We start from the raw sequence: 20,696 nt of genomic DNA, 5'->3' as shown, positions 1-20,696 counted from the left end.
TGCTTTATCTTCAGCCGCATCTTTCACTTCAGCAACTTTGTCTTCAGCTGCATCTTTTAGCTCTGCTGCTTTATCTGCCGCTTCATCTGTAGCTTCTGAAACTGTTTTTTTCACTTCTGATGCTTTATCTTCGACGGCTCTTTTTACTTCAGAAAATTTGTCATCGATTGCTTTTTTCATTTCAGCAGCTTTATCATCGATTGCTTCTTTTGCTTCAGAAACTGCTTTTCTTACTTCAGATACTTTATCTTCAGTTACATCTTTCACTTCAGTAGCTTTGTCTTCAACCACTTCTTTTGCCTCAGACGCTTTATGTGTCACAGCATCTTTAATATAGTTAGCCGCTGCAAATAATGCATCTTTAACTTGTGTTGCAGCATTCACTGTCGTATCTTTTACTTCAGTTGCTTTATCTTCGATTTTATTGTTCATAGCTACTCTCCTTGTGTCATTATGATGGCTTAATTTAAGCTATTCATTTATAGCTCATTTTCAGTCTATCAAAAAAATTTTAAAAAAACACCTAAAAATACACATTTTTAGGTGTTGCTTATTTTTGACTGCTTTTAAAAAGTAAATCATATAAACTTTGTTTTTCGTATTTTAGCCATTCTATTTTGGATAATGGAAAGCTTCAATGGTGCCTTTTTCACCATTCCACTCAATTTGAACAATCGTTGAAGGGTAAAAACTAATTGGATTTCGCTTACCGTAAAGCTCTGAAACAATACTGCCTACTAAAGGTAAATGAGAAACGAGTAAAACACTTTCAGTACCTTCTTCTTGCAAAACAGATAGATAATCAGCTACCAATGTAGCATTACCATAAGGTGTAATCCCACTCCAAATTTCAATATCATTAAGCGTGTTACCTAAGGCTGAATTTACAAGCTCAAACGTTTCTTGTGCTCTTACATAAGGACTGACAATCACTTTCTGAACTGAAAGTGCGGTTGAATTTAGATGGTTTTTAAGCCATTGACCTTGTAATATTGATTGTTTGCGTCCATAGTCGGTTAAATGCCGAGCCTCGTCTGATGAAGAGACAACTTCAGCTTCTCCATGACGCATAATAAAAATTTTCATGTCTTTGCTTTCCTAAAAATAATAAAAGATAAATTTTATGGATCAAAAATGGGGGCAAGCCCCCACTTTATTAATTCGCTTTCACTGCTTCTGCAATTTCTTCTGCACATTGTTTTGCAAGTACACCGTCTTCACATTCGACCATGACGCGAATAAGAGGCTCAGTACCAGACTTACGCAGTAAAATTCGACCTTTGCCTTCTAAACGTTTTTCCACATCTGCAGCTACCGCTTTTACCGCTTCACTTTCTAATGGATTATCACCACCAGCAAAACGAACATTAATGAGTACTTGAGGGAATAATTTCACCGCACTTGCAAGCTCGTTTAAAGATAAACGATGTTGAACCATTGCACTTAATACAGCTAGTGATGCAATAATACCATCACCTGTCGTATTTTTATCAGCAATAATGATATGGCCTGAGTTTTCTCCGCCTAGCGTCCAGCTATGTTCTACCATTTTTTCTAACACATAACGGTCGCCAACGTTAGCTCGCACAAAAGGTACACCTAACATTTTTAACGCAATCTCTAAGCTCATATTACTCATTAATGTGCCCACTACGCCACCTTTTAGCTGACCTGAACGTAAAGCTTCACGAGCAATAATGAAAAGGATTTGGTCACCATCTACTTTATTACCTAAGTGATCCACCATCATAATACGGTCACCATCACCATCATAAGCGAGACCAACATCTGCTTTAGTTTCAAGCACTTTTTCCTGTAACGCTTTTACATCGGTTGCACCACATTTTTCATTGATATTGATTCCGTTTGGATCAGTACCAATTTCAATCACTTCCGCACCTAACTCACGTAATACATTTGGCGCAATATGATAGGTCGCACCATTTGCGCAATCTACCACAATTTTATAACCATCTAAACCTAAATGAGCAGGGAAAGTGCTTTTACAAAATTCAATATAACGTCCTGCGGCATCACTGATACGGCTTGCTTTACCTAAATCAGCAGACTCCACACAATCCATTGGCTGATCAAGCATGGTTTCAATCGCTTCTTCAATATCATCTGGTAATTTTGTGCCTTGTGAAGAGAAGAATTTAATCCCGTTATCATAATAAGGGTTATGTGATGCCGAAATGACAATTCCCGCTTCTAAACGGAAAGTGCGGGTTAAATACGCCACGGCAGGTGTTGGCATTGGACCGGTAAATGCAGCAGTTAAGCCCGCTGCTGCTAAGCCGGCTTCAAGTGCTGACTCCAACATATAACCAGAAATACGAGTATCTTTCCCAATTAATACCGTACGAGAACCTTGAGAGGCTAAAACCTTACCTGCTGCCCAACCTAATTTCAATGCGAAATCAGGTGTGATTGGATATGTACCTACTTTTCCACGTACACCATCAGTACCAAAATATTTACGATTTGCCATGTTTATTCCTTATTAAATTTGAATAATGATGTTGCAGAAATCATTTATTCTACAACATATAAAATCTGTTAGTTTTTTACGCTTGTTGCGTTGCCTGCCATACCTTCAAGGCATCTGCCGTTGCAGCTACATCATGTACACGCAAAATTGTCGCACCATTTTGAGCCGCAATTAATGCCCCGGCTACACTTCCTACAACACGTTCAGTCACGGGCTTATCTAATACAGCACCAATCATCGATTTACGTGAAAGCCCTGCTAAAACAGGATATCCGCTTTCACAGAAGTGAGCCAACTGTTGTAAAAGCTTGTAGTTATGCTGTACTGTTTTACCAAAACCAAACCCCATATCCCAAATAATATTTTCTTTGGCAATGCCTGCTGTTAAACAAGCTTGAGTTCTATCAGTTAAAAACTGATAAACATCTTGAACCACATCATCGTAATGTGGATTAGTTTGCATTGTACGAGGTTGTCCTTGCATGTGCATAATACAAGTGGGTAAATTCAACTGTCCTGCTATTTCGAGTGCGCCAGGTTCACGTAGAGCACGAATATCATTGATTAAATCCATGCCGACCTTCGCCGCTTCTTGCATTACCACAGCTTTAGAAGTATCAACTGAAATCCAACAATCAAAACGCTTTTTTACCGCTTCAACCAAAGGTATCACACGTTGCAATTCTTCAGCTTCAGACACTTCTTCCGCCATTGGACGAGTTGATTCACCGCCAATATCAATAATTGTTGCACCTTCTTTCAGCATTTTTTCAACTTGAAATAATGCTTTGTCTAGACTGAAAAACTGCCCGCTATCAGAAAACGAATCAGGTGTAAAATTCAAAATTCCCATAATTTGAGGGAATGATAAATCTAGACATTTGTTGTTAGCATAAAGTTTCATAAAGTACGGTCAATTTTTAAATCAAATTCGAAAGGTTAGATTATAACGGAATATAGTCATGAAAAGAATGAAATAATAAATAAAAAAGCCTTCCAAATTAGGAAGGCTTTATTTTTATGCTTCAGGATCTTCTGAATGATTAACCGCACTTTCAGTTTTCTCTTCTTGCGGTTTTGCTGTTGGTTTCGTGTCTTTGTTATCTTCCCAACCAGATGGTGGTGTAACAGGCTCACGATTCATCAATTGCTTGATTTGTTCTTCTTCAATGGTTTCATATTTCACTAACGCATCTTTCATGGCGTGAAGAATATCCATATTGTCGATCAAAATCTGTCTTGCTCTCGCATAGTTACGATTTACAATCGCACGAACTTCTTCATCAATTGCATGTGCTGTTTCGTCAGACATATGTTTTGCTTTCGCCATTGAGCGCCCTAAGAATACTTCGCCTTCATCTTCAGTATAAAGAATCGGACCGAGTTTATCTGAGAAGCCCCATTGGGTCACCATATTACGTGCAATATTGGTTGCCACTTTAATATCGTTGGATGCACCGGTAGAAATATTTTCTTCACCGTAAATCAAATCTTCAGCTAAGCGTCCTGCATATAGTGTGGAAAGTTTACTTTCTAATTGTTTTTGGCTGATACTAATTTGATCGCCTTCAGGTAAGAAGAAAGTTACACCTAATGCACGACCACGAGGAATAATCGTCACTTTATGAACAGGATCATGTTCAGGTACTAAGTAACCCACAATGGCGTGACCTGCTTCATGGTATGCTGTCGATTCTTTTTGTTTATCCGTCATGATCATGGTACGGCGTTCAGGCCCCATATTGATCTTATCTTTGGCTTTTTCAAACTCAAGCATCGATACAGTACGTTTATTGCTACGTGCAGCAAATAATGCCGCTTCATTTACTAAGTTCGCTAAATCTGCACCTGAATAACCGGGTGTACCACGAGCCAGTGTCATGGCATCTACATCATCAGCGACAGGCACTTTACGCATGTGAACTTTTAAAATTTGCTCACGACCTTTCACATCCGGTAAACCCACAACGACTTGACGGTCAAAACGTCCTGGACGTGTTAATGCTGGGTCAAGTACATCTGGACGGTTAGTTGCTGCAATAACGATTACGCCTTCGTTACCACCGAAACCATCCATTTCAACTAACATTTGATTAAGAGTTTGTTCACGCTCATCGTGTCCACCACCTAAGCCGGCACCACGTTGACGACCTACCGCATCAATTTCATCAATAAAGATTAAGCATGGTGCATTTTTCTTCGCTTGCTCAAACATATCACGTACACGAGAAGCACCAACCCCCACAAACATCTCTACAAAGTCAGAACCTGAAATGGTAAAGAAAGGCACTTTTGCTTCACCCGCAATAGCTTTTGCTAATAAGGTTTTACCTGTACCTGGAGGGCCTACCATTAAAATCCCTTTTGGAATTTTACCACCAAGGTTTTGGAATTTTTTAGGTTCACGCAAGAAATCAACTACTTCACCGACTTCTTCTTTTGCCTCGTCGCAACCTGCAACATCCGCAAAAGTCACTTTGATTTGATCTTGGTTCAGCATTTTAGCGCGGCTTTTACCAAAACTCATGGCCTTACCACCGCCACCTTGCATTTGACGCATGAAGAAAATCCATACCCCTACAAGGAATAACATTGGGAACCACGAAATTAAAATTTGTGATAATAAACTGCGTTTTTCAAAAGGCGTACCTTCGATTTTAACTTTTTTATTTAGTAAGTCATCTAAGAGCTTTTTATCTTCCAACGGTGGCATGACGGTCATATATTTAGAACCATCATTTTTGGTCACAGTGATTTCATTCGCATCAAAACGCGCTTCTTTCACTTGACTATTACTCACATCATACACAAAAGTTGTGTAATCTGTTGAGTCACTCACGCCATTAGAATTAAAACTTTGGTAAGCTGTCATCATGACAATTGCTACCACAACCCATAGAACTAGATTTTTGACCATATCGTTCAAGGTTTAACCTGCCTTTCTTAAGTTAATTAAAATAAAACGAGATACTATCTCATCCGTGACACAATGAAAAGCTATCAAAGCAATTATTCGCCTTTATAACCACTCGCTACAATATAAACTTCGCGAGAACGCCCACGAGAGGCCTCTGGCTTACGTACTTTTACGACACTAAAGAGTGAACGAATTTCACGCAAATACTCATCGAAGCCTTCTCCCTGGAATACTTTGACCACAAAACTGCCTTTTTTCGCCAAAACTTGCTTACACATATCTAAAGCCAGTTCCACTAAATACATTGCTCGCGGAATATCAACCGATGGCATACCACTAAAATTCGGTGCCATATCGGACATCACTACATCAACTTTAGCTTCCCCAACACGTTCTAATAATGCATTCAACACATTTTCATCACGGAAATCACCTTGTAAAAAATCAACGCCGACAATTGGATTCATGTCCAAAATATCGCACGCAATGATTCTTCCCTTTCCACCAATTTGGCTCACAACATACTGTGACCAACCACCTGGTGCGGCACCGAGATCCACCACTGTCATTCCCGGTTTAAACAATTTATCCGTTTGTTGAATTTCATCTAACTTAAAGTAAGCACGTGAGCGTAATTTTTGTTTATGTGCTTTCTGAACAAACGGATCTTTAAAATGTTCGTTTAGCCAACGAGAAGAACTCGCCGAACGTTTTTTCTTTCCCATAATCTCTTTCTTTTGTACTATTTTTTGTAGTAGTTTCGTCTATATTTGGGTACAATCTGCCAAATTCAAGGCTAGACTTACCAAAAAGTGCTGAAAAACCACGTTTTTTCTGACCGCTCTTTTCGGTCTTTTTTTGACTCATATTCATCTATTTAAAGGATTCCTTATGACAATATTATCAACAAAACAAAAACAATTTTTAAAAGGACTCGCTCATCACCTTAGCCCTGTCGTCATGCTTGGAGGTAACGGCTTAACCGAAGGTGTATTAGCCGAAATCGATAATGCGTTAAATCATCACGAATTAATCAAAGTAAAAATTGCTGGCGCAGATCGCGAAACCAAACAATTAATTATTGATGCGATTGTTCGTGAAACCAAATCATCTAACGTTCAAACCATCGGACATATTTTGGTGCTTTATCGACCAAGCGAGGAAGGTAAAATCCAGCTACCTCGTAAATAATTGTTATCCCCTCAATTTGAGGGGATGTTTTTTTAGATGTAATTTACTTCAATAATCTCGAACTCAACCGTTCCACCTGGTGTGGTAATATTTACGGTATCATCCAACTCTTTCCCTACCAAGCCACGAGCAATCGGTGAATTCACAGAAATCAAACCTGATTTAATATCTGCCTCATCATCGCCCACAATTTGGTAAGTGACTTCTTCATCAGTATCGGTATTCACTAATACAACTGTCGCACCAAAAATAACTTTTCCGTTATTTGGTAATTTAGTGACATCGATAACCTGACAATTTGCAAGTTTGCTTTCAATTTCTTGAATACGCCCTTCGCAAAAACCTTGTTGTTCACGCGCAGCGTGATATTCTGCATTTTCTTTTAAGTCACCATGCTCACGTGCTTCAGCAATCGCCTTGATAATTTCAGGGCGACGCTCATTCTTTAAGAAATCTAATTCTTGACGTAATAGCTCCGCACCGCGCACGGTCATTGGAATTTGTTTCATTCTTTTTCCTTGAAATTTGGTAAAAACAAAACCACGACAACGTCTTGCAACCTTGCCGCAGTCAATGAAAAATAAAAAATGATTTACTCTATTGAGTTCGGAGCTTATTATTATTCGTCTTGAGAAAAATAGCAACCATAACAGAACTAAAAATGACTAAAAAATCTTCTATTTCGACCGCACTTAAAGCGGCACTTATCACACTCGGCTTTTCTTTTTCCTCTATGGCTGAAGTTAATGTGGCTTCTATTACCCAATACCTACCTGAAGGTGCTTCTGCCAGTATCATTGCCAAAAACCTCAATAAAGATCAAATTATCGCAGACTACAATGGTTCAACGTTTATGTTGCCTGCCAGTACACAAAAAGTTTTCACAGCCGTTGCTGCTAAATTAGTATTAGGTGATGCCTTCCAATTTGAAACCTCACTTTTAAGTAACGGAAAAATTCAGAATAATGTTTTAGAAGGCGATCTTGTTGTGCAATTTACTGGCGATCCCGATCTGACCAGCGGACAACTTTATAGCCTATTAGCTAATTTAAAAAACCAAGGCATTCAGAAAATCAATGGAGATCTTATTTTAGATACCTCTGTATTTGCTAGCCATGATCGTGGGTTAGGTTGGATTTGGAACGATCTTACAATGTGCTTTAACTCCCCTCCTGCTGCAGCAAATATCGATAATAACTGCTTCTATGCCGAGCTGGATGCAAATCAACCTGTAGGTGAAACAGTCAAAATTAACGTTCCCGCTCAATTCCCTATTCAAGTTTTTGGGCAAGTTTATATTGTGGATCAGCAAGAAGCCGGTTATTGCCAGTTAGACGTCGTTGTCCATGACAATAACCGCTATCAAGTAAAAGGCTGTATTGCACGCCAAACTAAACCATTTGGGCTTAGCTTCGCCGTGCAAGATCCAGATGCCTACGCGGCTGCCATTATTCAACGTCAATTAAAACGTCTTGGTATTGAATTTACCGGTCAGGTAAAACAACCTCAAAAACCACAGCAAGGACAAAAACTCGCCCAGCATTTATCTAAACCGTTACCTGAGCTATTGAAAAAAATGATGAAAAAATCGGATAACCAAATTGCCGATGCTTTATTTAGAGCGGTAGCCTACAACTACTATAAACGCCCTGCTTCATTCCAATTAGGCACATTAGCAGTGAAATCCGTATTGCAAAAACAAGGCATTAAATTTGGTAACAGCATCCTAGCTGATGGTTCGGGTCTTTCTCGTCATAATTTAGTTGCACCGAAAACCATGCTTTCAGTCTTGGAATACATCGCCAAAAACGAAGATAAATTACACTTAATGGAAACTTTCCCAATTGCAGGTGTGGATGGCACAATCAGTGGGCGTGGTAGCTTAATTAATCCACCACTGGTAAAAAACGTCATTGCTAAAACTGGCTCATTGAAAGGGGTATATAACCTTGCCGGTTTTATGACCAATGCACGTGGTGAAAAAGTGGCTTTCGTTCAATTTATCAATGGCTATTCAACTGGTGATTTAGAAAGTAAGACAAAACGAGCACCACTTGTGCAATTTGAAAGTACGCTTTATAACGATCTTTATAAAGACTAAAACGCATAAAAAAATGACCGCACTTTGAATACATCAAGTGCGGTCATTTTTCTTTCTATTTAATCAAAAAGAAAAAGCACTAAATTCTCATTGAATTAGTGCTTTTTTACGCTCTTAAATATGCTTAACCTTCATTATGGATTTCAAGGTTGCTTGCATCTTTTTCCCGTTTTTTCTTTGCCGAATCACTACGTTGAGAAGCGATGCTATCAAGGTATTCTGGAGTGATATCACCCGTAATATATTCACCAGTAAAGACTGAACAATCAAAGCCTTGAATAGCTGGGTTTTCTTGGCGTACTGATTCTGTCAGCGCTTTAAGATCTTGGAAAACTAATTTATCTACGCCAATCAATTTCGCAATTTCATCAACATTACGGCCATAGGCAATAAGTTCTTGTTTTGTAGGCATATCAATACCGTACACATTCGGATAACGAATTTCTGGTGCCGCAGATGCAAAGTAAATTTTCTTCGCACCAGCCGCTCTAGCCATAGTCACGATTTGTTCAGATGTTGTACCACGAACAATAGAATCATCGACTAATAACACATTTTTGTCTTTAAATTCTGCTTTAATCGTATTGAGCTTGCGACGGACTGAACTAATACGTTGTGCTTGGCCAGGCATAATAAATGTACGGCCAACATAGCGGTTTTTCACAAAACCTTGACGATAAGGTTTGCCTAAGATTTTCGCAATCTGTAAAGCAATATCTGTTGAAGTCTCTGGTACTGGAATCACTACATCAATGTTATCTGCTTCATCCGCCCATTCTTTTGCAATTTTTTTACCTAAATGTTCGCCCATGTGAACTCGTGCGGCATAAACAGACACGCCGTCTATTGTTGAATCAGGACGAGCAAAGTACACGTATTCAAAAATACATGGATTTAAGACCGCACTTTCTGCGCATTGCTCAGCATAGAGTTGGCCATCAAAGGTTACATAAATCGCTTCACCTGGCGCAACATCACGCACTAATTCAAAACCTGCTACGTCTAATGCCACACTTTCAGAGGCAAACATATATTCTACAAAGCCGTTTTCTTCTCGTTTACCTAACACGAGTGGACGAATACCAAACGGATCCCGAAATGCTACCATGCCATGTCCAATAATCATCGCTAAGCATGCATAAGCACCACGGATATCTTTGTGTGTCGCACGAATTGCATTAAAAATATCTTGCGGATCGAGATGGTATTTATTCACTCTATCTAAATGATTTGCAAGAATATTGAGAAGAAGTTCTGAATCCGAATTAGTATTTATGTGACGACGTGCTTCTTTAAATAATTTATCTTTTAATTCGTCTGAATTGGTTAAGTTGCCATTGTGAACAAGGCTTAAACCATAAGGTGAGTTAACATAGAAAGGCTGCGCTTCAGATACACTTGAACTGCCAGCGGTTGGATAACGTACATGTCCGAGGCCTGCATGACCTTGTAAACGTAACATATGTTCTTGTCTGAATACATCGCTTACAAGACCATTAGCCTTACGCAAACGAAAGCGGTTTTCATCATCGATTGTGACAATCCCCGCCGCATCTTGACCTCGATGCTGTAATAACGTTAATGCTGCATAAATGGATTCATTAACCGGATTTTGGCTAACGATACCGACAATTCCACACATACTGATTGACTACCTTATTGTTTAAAAGTTGAGTTTAAAAAACTAGAACTTGCTTGTAGTTGTTGGAAGAACCATTCAATAATGAAGCCGAAATGAGGAATTAATTTTGATTCTTTCCACCAATCGGTTTGTTCAAAGTTAGTGAAGGTATCCAAGAAGAATAAGATCGCAGCAACGATTAACGCCCCACGAATTAAGCCAAATGCCGCACCAAGAACACGATCTGTTCCGGTAAGTCCTGTTTTATCCACTAATTGGCTAATCACATAATTAACAATGCCACCTACAATTAAAGTTAAAACAAATAAAATGCCGATTGCTGTGCCGTTACGCACATAGTCAGATTCGATTTGAGTAAGATAAGTGGCGAGATAAGGATAAAATTGGCTAGCGACAATAAATGCAACGACCCAACTTGCAAGGGACATCACCTCTCGCACAAACCCTCGTAATAAACTCACGATAATCGAAAATGCGATGATGCCAATGATAATGTAATCAATCATTAAATAGTCTCTCAATTAAAAAGGGCCGCCATTGCGACCGCAGTATTTTACATAAAAAACAACAAAAGGAAAACGTTTGCGTCAATTAAATTTGAAGCCATTGACTAGATTTCCTGCCAAAATGCTTTGTCTAATTTTTGCTGTGCCTTTTGTAGTACTTCTGCCAAGTGCTGATATGTCGGTTTATCTTGCACGGTTGGCAAACTTTCATGTTGTTTTCTTAAACGTTCACTAATCTCATAAAACCACTGAGAACTTTGCGGTTCTAACGGTGATTTTGCACGTTTTCCCAACCAGTATAAGCCTTGTAATGGCATCACTAACGCACAAAGTGCGGTCAAAATAGCAATCGCTAATGCAGTAAGATCCGTCTTGGCATAAAGCTGTTGCCAAACCACCGAAAATACTGCCATAAAAGGCATAAACTTCTGTGCAAATTTTGTGGCTTTAATAATGCGATTTTCGGGGAAAATAATACCGAGTTTCGCTTCTAATGGCCACGTTTGCAAATATATTTGTCCACGTTTTAAGGTTGAAAAAAATGATGACATAAAAACATCCTAGAAAATAACCGCACTTATAATACTCTAGTTTAGGTTTAATTGTCATCCTTAACTAGAAACTGTTGAAATTTTCAACTTTTTTAATAAAAGATCGTATTTTTCCCCTCCAGTTAATTTATTTTATACGCCAAAAGGTGTATTCTATGCAAGATTTGTAGTCTGTTCTTTTGAATGGATTTTTATTAACCTCAATCAAAAATAGGGTTCCTATGTCAAAACTTGTTCTCATCCTTAACTGTGGTAGTTCTTCATTAAAATTTGCAATCCTTGATCCTGCAACAGGTGAAGAAAAATTATCAGGCTTAGCAGAAGCATTTTATCTTCCTGAAGCTCGTATCAAATGGAAACTTAACGGTGAAAAAGGTAGCGCAGATTTAGGTGCTGGTGCAGCGCACACAGAAGCGCTTAACTTCATTGCGTCAAACATTATGACTGATGAGCTTAAAAACTCTATCACCTCGATTGGCCACCGTATCGTTCACGGTGGTGAGAAATACACCCAATCTGTTGTTGTAACAGATGAAGTGGTTAAAGGTATTGAAGATGCAGCACAATTTGCTCCACTTCACAACCCTGCTCACTTAATCGGTATCCGTGAAGCATTCAAAACATTCCCACACTTAAAAGATAAGAACGTTGTAGTATTTGATACAGCATTCCACCAAACTATGCCTGAAGAAGCATACTTATATGCACTTCCATACTCACTTTACAAAGAACACGGCGTACGTCGCTACGGTGCACACGGTACCAGCCACTACTTCGTTTCTCGCGAAGTCGCTGAATACGTAGGCAAACCAGCAGACCAAGTAAACGCAATCATCTGTCACTTAGGTAACGGTGGTTCTGTTTCTGTGGTTCGTCATGGTAAATGTATCGATACCTCTATGGGTTTAACCCCGTTAGAAGGTTTAGTAATGGGTACACGTTGTGGTGACATCGACCCAGCGATCGTTTTCTACCTATACAAAAACTTAGGTATGTCAATGGATCAAATCGAAGAGACTTTAGTGAAAAAATCAGGTCTTTTAGGTTTAACTGAAGTAACGAGTGACTGCCGTTATGCAGAAGATAACTACGACGATGCCTCTAAACCAGAAGCAAAACGTGCATTAGATGTTTACAGCTACCGTTTAGCGAAATACATCGGTGCATACATGGCCGTTTTAGGTGATGATCACTTAGATGCCATCGCATTTACTGGTGGTATCGGTGAAAACTCTGCTCACGTTCGTGAATTAGCGTTAGGCCACTTAAAATTATTCGGCATCAAATTAGACAAAGAACGTAACCTTGCTGCTCGCTTTGGCAAATCAGGCGTAATCACTGCTGATGACTCTGCATTCAAAGCGATCGTTCTTCCAACTAACGAAGAATTAGTAATTGCACAAGATACAGCACGTTTAGCGGGCTAATCAACTTTCTTCAAACCTGCTGAGAAATCAGCAGGTTTTTTCATTCATTAAAAGGTATATCAAAATGACTAAAGCAGTTATTCTTATTCCAACTAGCGCAGAAGCAAATTTAGCGGCAGCATTAGACGCAGCTAAAACAACAGGCGCTGTCGTATTCAATGCAGTAGAAGATGTAAAAGCCGCTCAAGCATTAATCGCAAATAATCAAAGAGACGTATTATTAGAAAAAATCGTTGCTGATTTCCAAGCATTAAATGCAAATTTAGTGGTTGTTAAAGGTGTTCAACCTTCAGCTCAAGCGCCTTTTGCAAATAGCTTAAACTTCGCGATTGCACAAACCTTAGATGCACAAATTATCTTAGTGGCAAACAATGAAGAAGGCACATTAGTAGAAGCCGTTGCTTCAGAATTTGGCGGTGTGAACAACGCTGACATCTTAGGTGTATTTGGTGCGCAAGCAGGCAAAATTAAAACCTTAGATGCGCAAGCATTAGCGAATGCAATCTCTGCACCACTTGCTCGTGAAGCGCGTATTTCTCCAGCGGCATTCCGTTTCAAATTAACTGATTTAGCACGCAAAGCAGGTAAAACCATCGTATTACCAGAAGGTGATGAACCTCGTACAGTTAAAGCGGCAGCTATCTGTGCAGAACGCGGTATCGCAAAATCAGTATTGTTAGCAGATCCTGAATCAGTGAAAAAAGTCGCTGCAGAACAAGGGGTAACTCTAGGTGCTGATGTGACTATCATCAACCCAGCTGACGTACGCGAAAACTACGTTGCTCGTTTGGTTGAATTACGTAAATCTAAAGGTTTAACGGAAGAACAAGCACGCGCACAATTAGAAGACACCGTTGTATTAGGTACCATGATGTTAGAAGCGGGCGAAGTAGATGGTTTAGTCTCTGGTGCCGTTCACACCACTGCAAATACCATTCGTCCACCGATGCAAATCATCAAAACAGCACCAGGTAGCTCAATTATCTCATCTGTGTTCTTCATGTTATTACCAGACCAAGTATTAGTGTATGGTGACTGTGCAGTAAACCCAGAACCAACTGCTGAACAACTGGCTGAAATCGCAATCCAATCCGCTGAATCGGCAAAAGCATTTGGGTTAAATCCGAAAGTGGCAATGCTTTCTTACTCAACCGGTACTTCTGGTTCAGGTCAATCTGTAGAGAAAGTGAAAGAAGCAACGCGTATTGCACAAGAAAAACGTCCTGATTTATTAATCGACGGTCCATTACAATACGATGCAGCTGTAATGAAAGATGTAGCAGCGTCTAAAGCACCAAACTCTAAAGTAGCTGGCCAAGCAAACGTATTTGTATTCCCTGATATCAACGCGGGTAACATCGGCTATAAAGCGGTTCAACGTTCTGCTGATTTAGTAGCTGTAGGTCCAATGCTTCAAGGTATGCGTAAACCGGTTAATGACTTATCTCGTGGTGCATTAGTGGATGATATCATCTACACCATCGCATTAACCGCGATCCAAGCAACTCAAGCTTAATTAAAGCCATCGTTGTAAAACACTAAAGAAAATAACCGCACTTTTGATGATTCAAAGTGCGGTTATTTTTAGGCTTGTTTTTAATGACTACTCTACGGATTTTAAGTATTCAACCAGCTTTAAGCCAATTTCTCTTCTCCACCCTAAAAGTAAATCAGGCAGTTTTGTCATATCTTCATTTTTTAGCCAAACCCATTTAATGAGATCTTCTAAATTTCGTTTACTCGCCAAAATATCGAGGGTTAATCCTTTTGGTGTCAATTCATAAGCTTTTTCTTGTAACAATCGAATTGCCTTTTTATAACGAGGATCATCCACAATACGCACTAAGCGTTTAGGGTAATCATAAGGGGAAATTCGGCGGCTTTGTGCTAACAATTGAAGCATCTTTTTGCCGCGTACACGCACTTCATTTTCAGATAATCCAAGCGCTAGCATTTCTGACGTATTGCGAGGATTATTTTTTGCTACTTTCCAAAGGTTATCCGATTTCACCACATAAGAAAGGGCTAAATTTCGTGCCATTGCAGTTTCTTGTCGCCACTTAGCTAATAGCTGTAAACGCGCTAATTCTAGCGGATTCAATTTCCAAACATTCGGAATATCCAAATAAGCTTTATTTGGATCGCGATCGTCTAATTTACTGGTTTTCGAGATCGTAAGCTGGCAATCATCAATTACTGCTTGAAGCCAAGGTGATTGCACTAATTCTATTTGCATTTTTTGATAGACCGGCAATAAATACCATACATCCCCTGCTGCATATTGTAGCTGTACAGGTGAAAGTGGGCGTTTTAGCCAGTTTGTACGTGTTGCCCCTTTATCCATTTCAATGCCTAAATAATGTAACACCAATTTGGCCAGGCCCGCTGAATTAGCAAAACCTAAAAAACGCGCCATAATTTGCGTATCCATCATAGGTTGTGGAAGCGCATCAAACTCTTGCAAGAAAACCAATAAATCTTCATTACATGCATGCAAGATTTTTGTTACCTGCTCATCGCGAAACAATTCCACAAAAGGCGAAAAATCAGTGATGGATAAAGGATCAATTAATGAAACACGTTCACCATCATAAAGTTGAATTAATCCTAATTTAGGATAATAGGTCGATACCCGCATAAATTCAGTATCTAAAGCGACCGCACTTTGCTGACGAGCTAACTGACAAACCTGAGCAAGTTCTTCATTATTTTGAATTAATGTAAAGTGCGGTTGATTTTGGCATTCTTTTATCATTGTAATAGGATGTATTTTCAAATAGAAGTAAAGACTAAACAGGGATATGAACACATATCCCTGATTTAATTAATGTTGCGCGCGTTTTGCTATTTCTTCATCACGCAGTATGCGTCTTAAAATTTTGCCGACATTACTTTTCGGCAACTCATCGCGAAACTCAATATCTTTCGGGACTTTATAACCTGTGAGATGTTGTCTGCAATGCTGGCGTAATTCATCGCGCGTGAGGCTATCATCTTTCTTCACGACGAAGATTTTGATGGTTTCTCCCGACACTTCATGTGGCACACCAATAGCGACCACTTCAGCGACTTTATAATTTAGCATCACCACATCTTCGATTTCATTTGGATAAACGTTAAAGCCTGAAACTAAGATCATGTCTTTTTTGCGGTCAACAATACGGAGGCTATAGCTCTCGTCCATAATGACGATATCACCCGTTGCCATCCAACCATCTTGAAGCACTTCAGCAGTCGCTTCAGGACGTTGCCAATAGCCACGCATAACTTGTTCACCTTTAACCCAAAGCTCTCCTGCTTCACCAAGTTGCGCTTCCGAGCCGTCATCTTTGATAATTTTAATATCAGTATTTGGCACTGGTACACCGATTGTACCATTATGTTTCACCACATTAATCGGACAAGCGGCAATTAGCGGTGAACATTCTGTCATGCCGTAACCTTCAATAATGTTACAGCCAGTTAAATCATGCCAACGTGTTGCGACTGATTGCTGGATCGCCATACCGCCGCCAACAGAAAGTTTTAATCGTGAAAAATCCACTTCTTTGAAATTTTCATTATTAAGCAGCGCATTAAACAAGGTATTTACCCCTGTAATCGCTTCAAAGCGGTATTTTTTAAGCTCTTTAACAAAGCCATCAATATCACGTGGATTCGTAATTAAAAGCGCAGTCACGCCAAGCTCTAAGAAAAGTAAACAGTTTACCGTTAAGGCAAAAACATGATAAAGCGGTAAAGCCAGTACGGCAACGCGTTGCTTAGCATGATCGCCAATAAATGGCTCTGCAATCCACTTAGCTTGGAAAATATTGGTAATAATATTGCCATGTGTCAGCATAGCACCCTTAGCAACACCTGTCGTTCCGCCTGTATATTGTAAAAAGGCTAGATCTTCACGATCTACTTGAGGACGAACATATTGGCGAAATTTACCAATACTCAATACTTCACGGAAAGTGACGGCATTCGGTAATTTATATTTTGGCACTAACTTTTTAACGTATTTCACCACAAAATTGACCAAATTACGCTTACCAAAAGAAAGCTGATCGCCCATTCTTGTTAAAATCACGTGCTTCACTTTAGTGTTAAATACAATTTTTTCTAAGGTTGAAGCAAAGTTTGAAACCACAACAATAGCTGTTGCGCCGCTATCTTGTAACTGATGTTCTAATTCACGCGGGGTATAAAGTGGATTCACATTTACCACAACCAAACCAGCACGTAAGATACCAAAAAGCGCAATAGGATATTGCAATAAATTCGGCATCATCAATGCAACACGCTCACCACGTTCTAGCTTCAATTCATTTTGTAAATAAGCGGCAAATGCACGGCTACGCTCTTCTAATTTGCGAAAAGTTAGCACTTGTCCCATATTGATATAAGCTGGACGGTCTGGATGCTCACGAATTGCTTTATCTAAAATATCGAGAATCGAATCATATTTTGAGGTATCCAGCGTGGTTGGTGAACCTTCTGGATAATTTTGAAACCAAACTTTTTCCATTTTTTATCCTTATTCTTTGGAAAATTTTCTTAATTTTATCATTTAGTTAATAGAGATAATAGCGAATTTCAGGCTCACCATACCAATAATACGGTCGTCTACCGAAAAAGCCCCAATCATCCCACATATCATCTGGATAATAATAACTTTGTGAAAGCTTCCAGACACGATAATGATTGGTTTTAATAACCGGATAAATATAATTGGCTTGATCAACCTTGCCTTGTTCTGTTTTCAGCAAGGTACCACCAATTGTAATAAATTGATCTTTTAAGCTTTCTGGCTCCACAAAACCATCAAGATAAGTGATAAAACGTCCATTAGGTTGTTCATCAATCATAGGTTTTGCTGAGGTTGAATAAACTGGATAGCTTAATACTTCAATCTTAGTTTTATTTGGCAAGGCTTGTGCTGTTAATACTTTTCCGCCCAAACGAATTGATTTGCACTGACAGCCATAATCACTCGGTTGAATTGAAGATAATGATTTTAAAGTAAACTGCTCTTTTTCCAGCCCTTTCGGTGCATTGACACATCCCACTAATGTGGCCGAAAGTGCGGTCAAAACTAAGATCGTTTTTTTATTCATCTTCAACTCCTTTTTGAAAATTATTCACGCCCAGGTAATTTTTTCCAAGTTACTTCATTACGCAAATAAACAGGTTCAATTTCTAAGGCGGATATGACTTTATTTTGAGCATAATCTGTTAAAGCAAGCTCAAGCATATATTGTGCAGAAGGTAAAATAATATCACTCCCTTCTAAACCACTGTCTTTAAATTGAGGATACGCTGCCCAACCAGTGCCGACTCGATAGGCGGTTAAATCTGAAAGCTGCTCAAGTACTTTTTCTGGTTGGCAAACTTGTTCTTCAATGACAGGGTTCCATTGGAAAAACTCACCCAATTCTGACCGCTCTTTTTCTCGTTTTACTTGAGAAAAATAAACTTCATTCATTCTCGCATCAATGGCTGCGGCCACATTTTCAGCTTGATGTAATTCAAATGCAGCCTGAGCCATTGCAGTTAAATTTGATACCGCAATAACAGGTAAATCAGCCCCTAATGCAAGCCCCTGAGCAATCCCTGCACCAACACGAACACCAGTAAAACTACCCGGGCCGCGTCCAAATGCTAACGCATCTAATTGTTTCAAATTGATACCTGAATTGGCAAGTAACTCATCAACCATTGGAAGAATACGTTTTGTGTGTGTACGTTGCGCTAATTCATCTAGATGTGTTTTTTCGCCTTTATGCCAAAGTGCAACAGAACAGGCTTCTGTTGAAGTATCAAGTGCTAATAAGGTGATATTTTTCATTATTAATCCATTTTCTCATTTTGTAAGAATTGTACCACTTTGTTGAGATCTCGGGTACGGGTTGAATTAGGTAAACTTTTTAGAAAGGTTTCGCCGTAATTTCGCATAACAAGACGATTATCACAAATAATTACCGCACCACGATCTGTTACATCTCGAATTAGGCGTCCTACACCTTGTTTCAGCGTAATAACCGCTTCAGGGATCTGTATATCATTAAATGGATCGCCTCCTTGTAATCGGCAATCTTCAATACGTGCTTTTAGTAAAGGTTCATCTGGTGCGGTAAAAGGCAATTTATCAATAATGACTAAGGAAAGAGCATCACCACGGACATCCACGCCCTCCCAAAAGCTAGAAGTTGCAACCAGCACGCTATGAGTTTCATGAATAAACTGTTCGAGTAATTTTGCTTTAGGCATTTCACCTTGTAATAAGATAGAAAGCTCACTATTTTCTCTAAAATACTCAGCTAAGCCTCTCATCATTAAATAGGAAGTACAAAGCACAAAGCATCGCCCTTTATTCGCTTCAATGATAGGCAACAACATTTCACCAAGAGATTGTAACGTATTATTTTGATTTGTTGCCGGTAAATAACGTGGTACGCAAAGTAGCGATTGATTAGGATAATCAAAAGGACTGTGAAGAATTTTTTGTTCTGCTTGCTCAATACCAAGTCGCTGACAGAAATGATTAAAAGTGCCTCCAACTTCAAGCGTCGCCGAGGTGAAAATCCAAGCTGCTTCTTTATTATTTAGCTGTTCACCAAATTTATCTGCGACAGTAAGTGGCGTAATATGCAAACCAAATTGTCGCCCCATACTTTCGTACCAATAACAATAACCAACAATAGCCGTATCACAAAGACGCGTTAATTGATTCTTGATACTTTCAGTGCGTTCAAAAATACTATCCAAAGTCTGAGAGCGACCTAATGCAATCTTGATAACTTCAGAAAGAAACTCTATTTTTTCTTGTAATAATTCAACCGATTTTTTGACCGCACTTTGTTTAAATAGCTCACGCCAATTTCCTCTCTGATTTCCTTCCCCAAGAAGAAGGCGAAAATCCTGAATGACTTTAAGCAATGTATCTGCCGTTGTGCCAAGCTGTGGCATATCTTTCAATTCTGTTCGATAAACAATATTGATATCTTTACATAAATCAAATAGCTGGCGAGAGGTTAATGATTGGCCAAAATACTGGCTAGCTATATCGGGAAGTTGATGTGCTTCATCAAAGATAATGACTTCTGCATTGGGAATAAGCTCACCAAAGCCACTTTCTTTTACCGCCATATCAGCAAAGAAAAGGTGGTGATTTACAACAACGAGATCTGCATTTAACGCTTTTTTACGAGCTTGTGCTACATAGCATTCAGCGTAGTTGGGACAATCTGTTCCCAAACAACTTTCTGCCGTACTCGTCAATTGAGGCAAAATTGGGCTATCTTCAGCCAATTCAATACATTCTGCTAAATCACCTGTTTTCGTTGCATTATTCCATTTTCTTACTTTACTTAAATCGGCTAAAACAGATTTATCACCAAGCACACCTTGAGCGATAACTTGATCCAGACGCTCCAAACATAAGTAATTAGATCGCCCTTTTAATAACGCAATTTTTCCTGAATAATTTAAGGCTTTTTTTATGGCGGGAAGATCTCTTGAAAAAAGCTGATCTTGTAGATTTTTAGAGCCAGTTGAAATGATTGTTTTTTTTCCTGCAATAAGTGCCGGCGCCAAATAAGCAAAAGTCTTTCCTGTGCCTGTTCCAGCTTCTACAACAAGCGATCGCTTATGTTGAATAGCATATCCTACAGATTGAGCCATTTCAAGCTGCTCAGCTCGTGGCTTAAATCCTTTGATATTCTTACTCAATTCGCCATCACTGGAAAAGATCTTACTTATCTGTTTTTTCATAATTATTGCTATCTAGAAATAGGCGAAGATTTTATCATTATTAGACTCATTTATATATGAATTCTAATATTTTATATAAAACAAAAACCCCAAGCCATTCAGCTCGGGGTTC

The 20,696-nt window shown here is 39.1% G+C and carries 19 protein-coding genes; 4 read left to right on the top strand and 15 right to left on the bottom strand.

The window, feature by feature from the left end:
• The 6 genes from HMPREF3279_RS04925 to rlmE all read right to left on the bottom strand — a co-directional run.
• Nucleotides 1-432, bottom strand: a 432-nt coding sequence (locus tag HMPREF3279_RS04925) for a prolipoprotein diacylglyceryl transferase (RefSeq protein ID WP_070589796.1), incomplete at its 3' end; no start/stop codon positions are given.
• 180 nt (nt 433-612) lie between these two features.
• On the bottom strand, nt 613-1,086 hold the full coding sequence (gene sixA, locus HMPREF3279_RS04920; RefSeq protein ID WP_049365546.1) for a phosphohistidine phosphatase SixA: 474 nt from the start codon (nt 1,084-1,086) through the stop codon (nt 613-615).
• A 70-nt stretch (nt 1,087-1,156) separates the two neighbouring features.
• On the bottom strand, nt 1,157-2,491 hold the full coding sequence (gene glmM / locus HMPREF3279_RS04915) for a phosphoglucosamine mutase (protein ID WP_070868247.1): 1,335 nt from the start codon (nt 2,489-2,491) through the stop codon (nt 1,157-1,159).
• A gap of 76 nt (nt 2,492-2,567) precedes the next feature.
• A complete protein-coding gene (gene folP, locus HMPREF3279_RS04910) occupies nt 2,568-3,395 on the bottom strand; it encodes a dihydropteroate synthase (protein ID WP_070868246.1) in 828 nt (275 codons plus the stop codon).
• A gap of 114 nt (nt 3,396-3,509) precedes the next feature.
• Nucleotides 3,510-5,408, bottom strand: a complete 1,899-nt coding sequence (gene ftsH / locus HMPREF3279_RS04905) for an ATP-dependent zinc metalloprotease FtsH (protein ID WP_070868245.1) — start codon at nt 5,406-5,408, stop codon at nt 3,510-3,512.
• Between the two features lie 92 nt (nt 5,409-5,500).
• Nucleotides 5,501-6,133 carry a 23S rRNA (uridine(2552)-2'-O)-methyltransferase RlmE gene (rlmE, locus tag HMPREF3279_RS04900; RefSeq protein WP_070868244.1) on the bottom strand — a complete coding sequence of 211 codons (633 nt, stop codon included), beginning with the start codon at nt 6,131-6,133 and terminating at the stop codon, nt 5,501-5,503.
• Nucleotides 6,134-6,299: 166 nt separating this feature from the next.
• Between rlmE and yhbY the strand changes: the two genes are divergently transcribed.
• The gene (gene yhbY, locus HMPREF3279_RS04895) at nt 6,300-6,599 is read left to right on the top strand and encodes a ribosome assembly RNA-binding protein YhbY (protein WP_005696198.1); all 300 of its coding nucleotides are present in this window, start codon (nt 6,300-6,302) and stop codon (nt 6,597-6,599) included.
• A gap of 32 nt (nt 6,600-6,631) precedes the next feature.
• Here yhbY and greA read toward each other — a convergent pair whose 3' ends face one another.
• On the bottom strand, nt 6,632-7,108 hold the full coding sequence (greA, locus tag HMPREF3279_RS04890; RefSeq protein WP_005697514.1) for a transcription elongation factor GreA: 477 nt from the start codon (nt 7,106-7,108) through the stop codon (nt 6,632-6,634).
• A gap of 152 nt (nt 7,109-7,260) precedes the next feature.
• Here greA and dacB point away from each other — a divergent pair, with 152 nt between their 5' ends.
• On the top strand, nt 7,261-8,700 hold the full coding sequence (dacB, locus tag HMPREF3279_RS04885) for a serine-type D-Ala-D-Ala carboxypeptidase (RefSeq protein WP_070868243.1): 1,440 nt from the start codon (nt 7,261-7,263) through the stop codon (nt 8,698-8,700).
• 124 nt (nt 8,701-8,824) lie between these two features.
• Here the strand turns inward: dacB and purF are convergent, their stop codons facing one another.
• The 3 genes from purF to yfbV all read right to left on the bottom strand — a co-directional run bounded on the left by purF (nt 8,825) and on the right by yfbV (nt 11,399).
• Nucleotides 8,825-10,342 (bottom strand): amidophosphoribosyltransferase, encoded by a 1,518-nt coding sequence (purF, locus tag HMPREF3279_RS04880; RefSeq protein ID WP_070868242.1) that lies wholly within the window; start codon nt 10,340-10,342, stop codon nt 8,825-8,827.
• A 14-nt stretch (nt 10,343-10,356) separates the two neighbouring features.
• Complete coding sequence (locus HMPREF3279_RS04875) at nt 10,357-10,848, bottom strand: CvpA family protein (protein WP_005696203.1); 492 nt, start codon at nt 10,846-10,848, stop codon at nt 10,357-10,359.
• A gap of 104 nt (nt 10,849-10,952) precedes the next feature.
• On the bottom strand, nt 10,953-11,399 hold the full coding sequence (yfbV, locus tag HMPREF3279_RS04870; protein WP_049365554.1) for a terminus macrodomain insulation protein YfbV: 447 nt from the start codon (nt 11,397-11,399) through the stop codon (nt 10,953-10,955).
• Between the two features lie 221 nt (nt 11,400-11,620).
• On the opposite strand from yfbV, the gene HMPREF3279_RS04865 reads away from it, so the two are divergent.
• Nucleotides 11,621-12,826, top strand: a complete 1,206-nt coding sequence (locus tag HMPREF3279_RS04865; protein WP_049367673.1) for an acetate kinase — start codon at nt 11,621-11,623, stop codon at nt 12,824-12,826.
• A gap of 64 nt (nt 12,827-12,890) precedes the next feature.
• Entirely contained in the window at nt 12,891-14,342 is a 1,452-nt protein-coding gene (pta, locus tag HMPREF3279_RS04860; protein WP_070868241.1) for a phosphate acetyltransferase, read from the top strand.
• Nucleotides 14,343-14,429: 87 nt separating this feature from the next.
• On the opposite strand, the gene rnd is transcribed toward pta, so the two are convergent.
• From rnd to HMPREF3279_RS04835, 5 genes are all read right to left on the bottom strand, one after another.
• Nucleotides 14,430-15,581 (bottom strand): ribonuclease D, encoded by a 1,152-nt coding sequence (gene rnd / locus HMPREF3279_RS04855; RefSeq protein WP_070868240.1) that lies wholly within the window; start codon nt 15,579-15,581, stop codon nt 14,430-14,432.
• 69 nt (nt 15,582-15,650) lie between these two features.
• Nucleotides 15,651-17,339 (bottom strand): long-chain-fatty-acid--CoA ligase FadD, encoded by a 1,689-nt coding sequence (fadD, locus tag HMPREF3279_RS04850; protein ID WP_070868239.1) that lies wholly within the window; start codon nt 17,337-17,339, stop codon nt 15,651-15,653.
• A gap of 46 nt (nt 17,340-17,385) precedes the next feature.
• On the bottom strand, nt 17,386-17,928 hold the full coding sequence (locus HMPREF3279_RS04845) for a Slp family lipoprotein (RefSeq protein WP_070868238.1): 543 nt from the start codon (nt 17,926-17,928) through the stop codon (nt 17,386-17,388).
• 20 nt (nt 17,929-17,948) lie between these two features.
• On the bottom strand, nt 17,949-18,659 hold the full coding sequence (gene tsaB / locus HMPREF3279_RS04840) for a tRNA (adenosine(37)-N6)-threonylcarbamoyltransferase complex dimerization subunit type 1 TsaB (RefSeq protein WP_070868237.1): 711 nt from the start codon (nt 18,657-18,659) through the stop codon (nt 17,949-17,951).
• A 2-nt stretch (nt 18,660-18,661) separates the two neighbouring features.
• On the bottom strand, nt 18,662-20,584 hold the full coding sequence (locus HMPREF3279_RS04835) for a DNA repair helicase YoaA (RefSeq protein ID WP_070868236.1): 1,923 nt from the start codon (nt 20,582-20,584) through the stop codon (nt 18,662-18,664).
• Nucleotides 20,585-20,696: the final 112 nt, after the last annotated feature.

Source organism: Haemophilus sp. HMSC71H05 (assembly GCF_001838635.1).
GTDB lineage: Bacteria > Pseudomonadota > Gammaproteobacteria > Enterobacterales > Pasteurellaceae > Haemophilus_D > Haemophilus_D parainfluenzae_R.
Note: the sequence above shows the minus strand (reverse complement) of the source record. Positions and strands in the feature narration are given on the sequence as shown.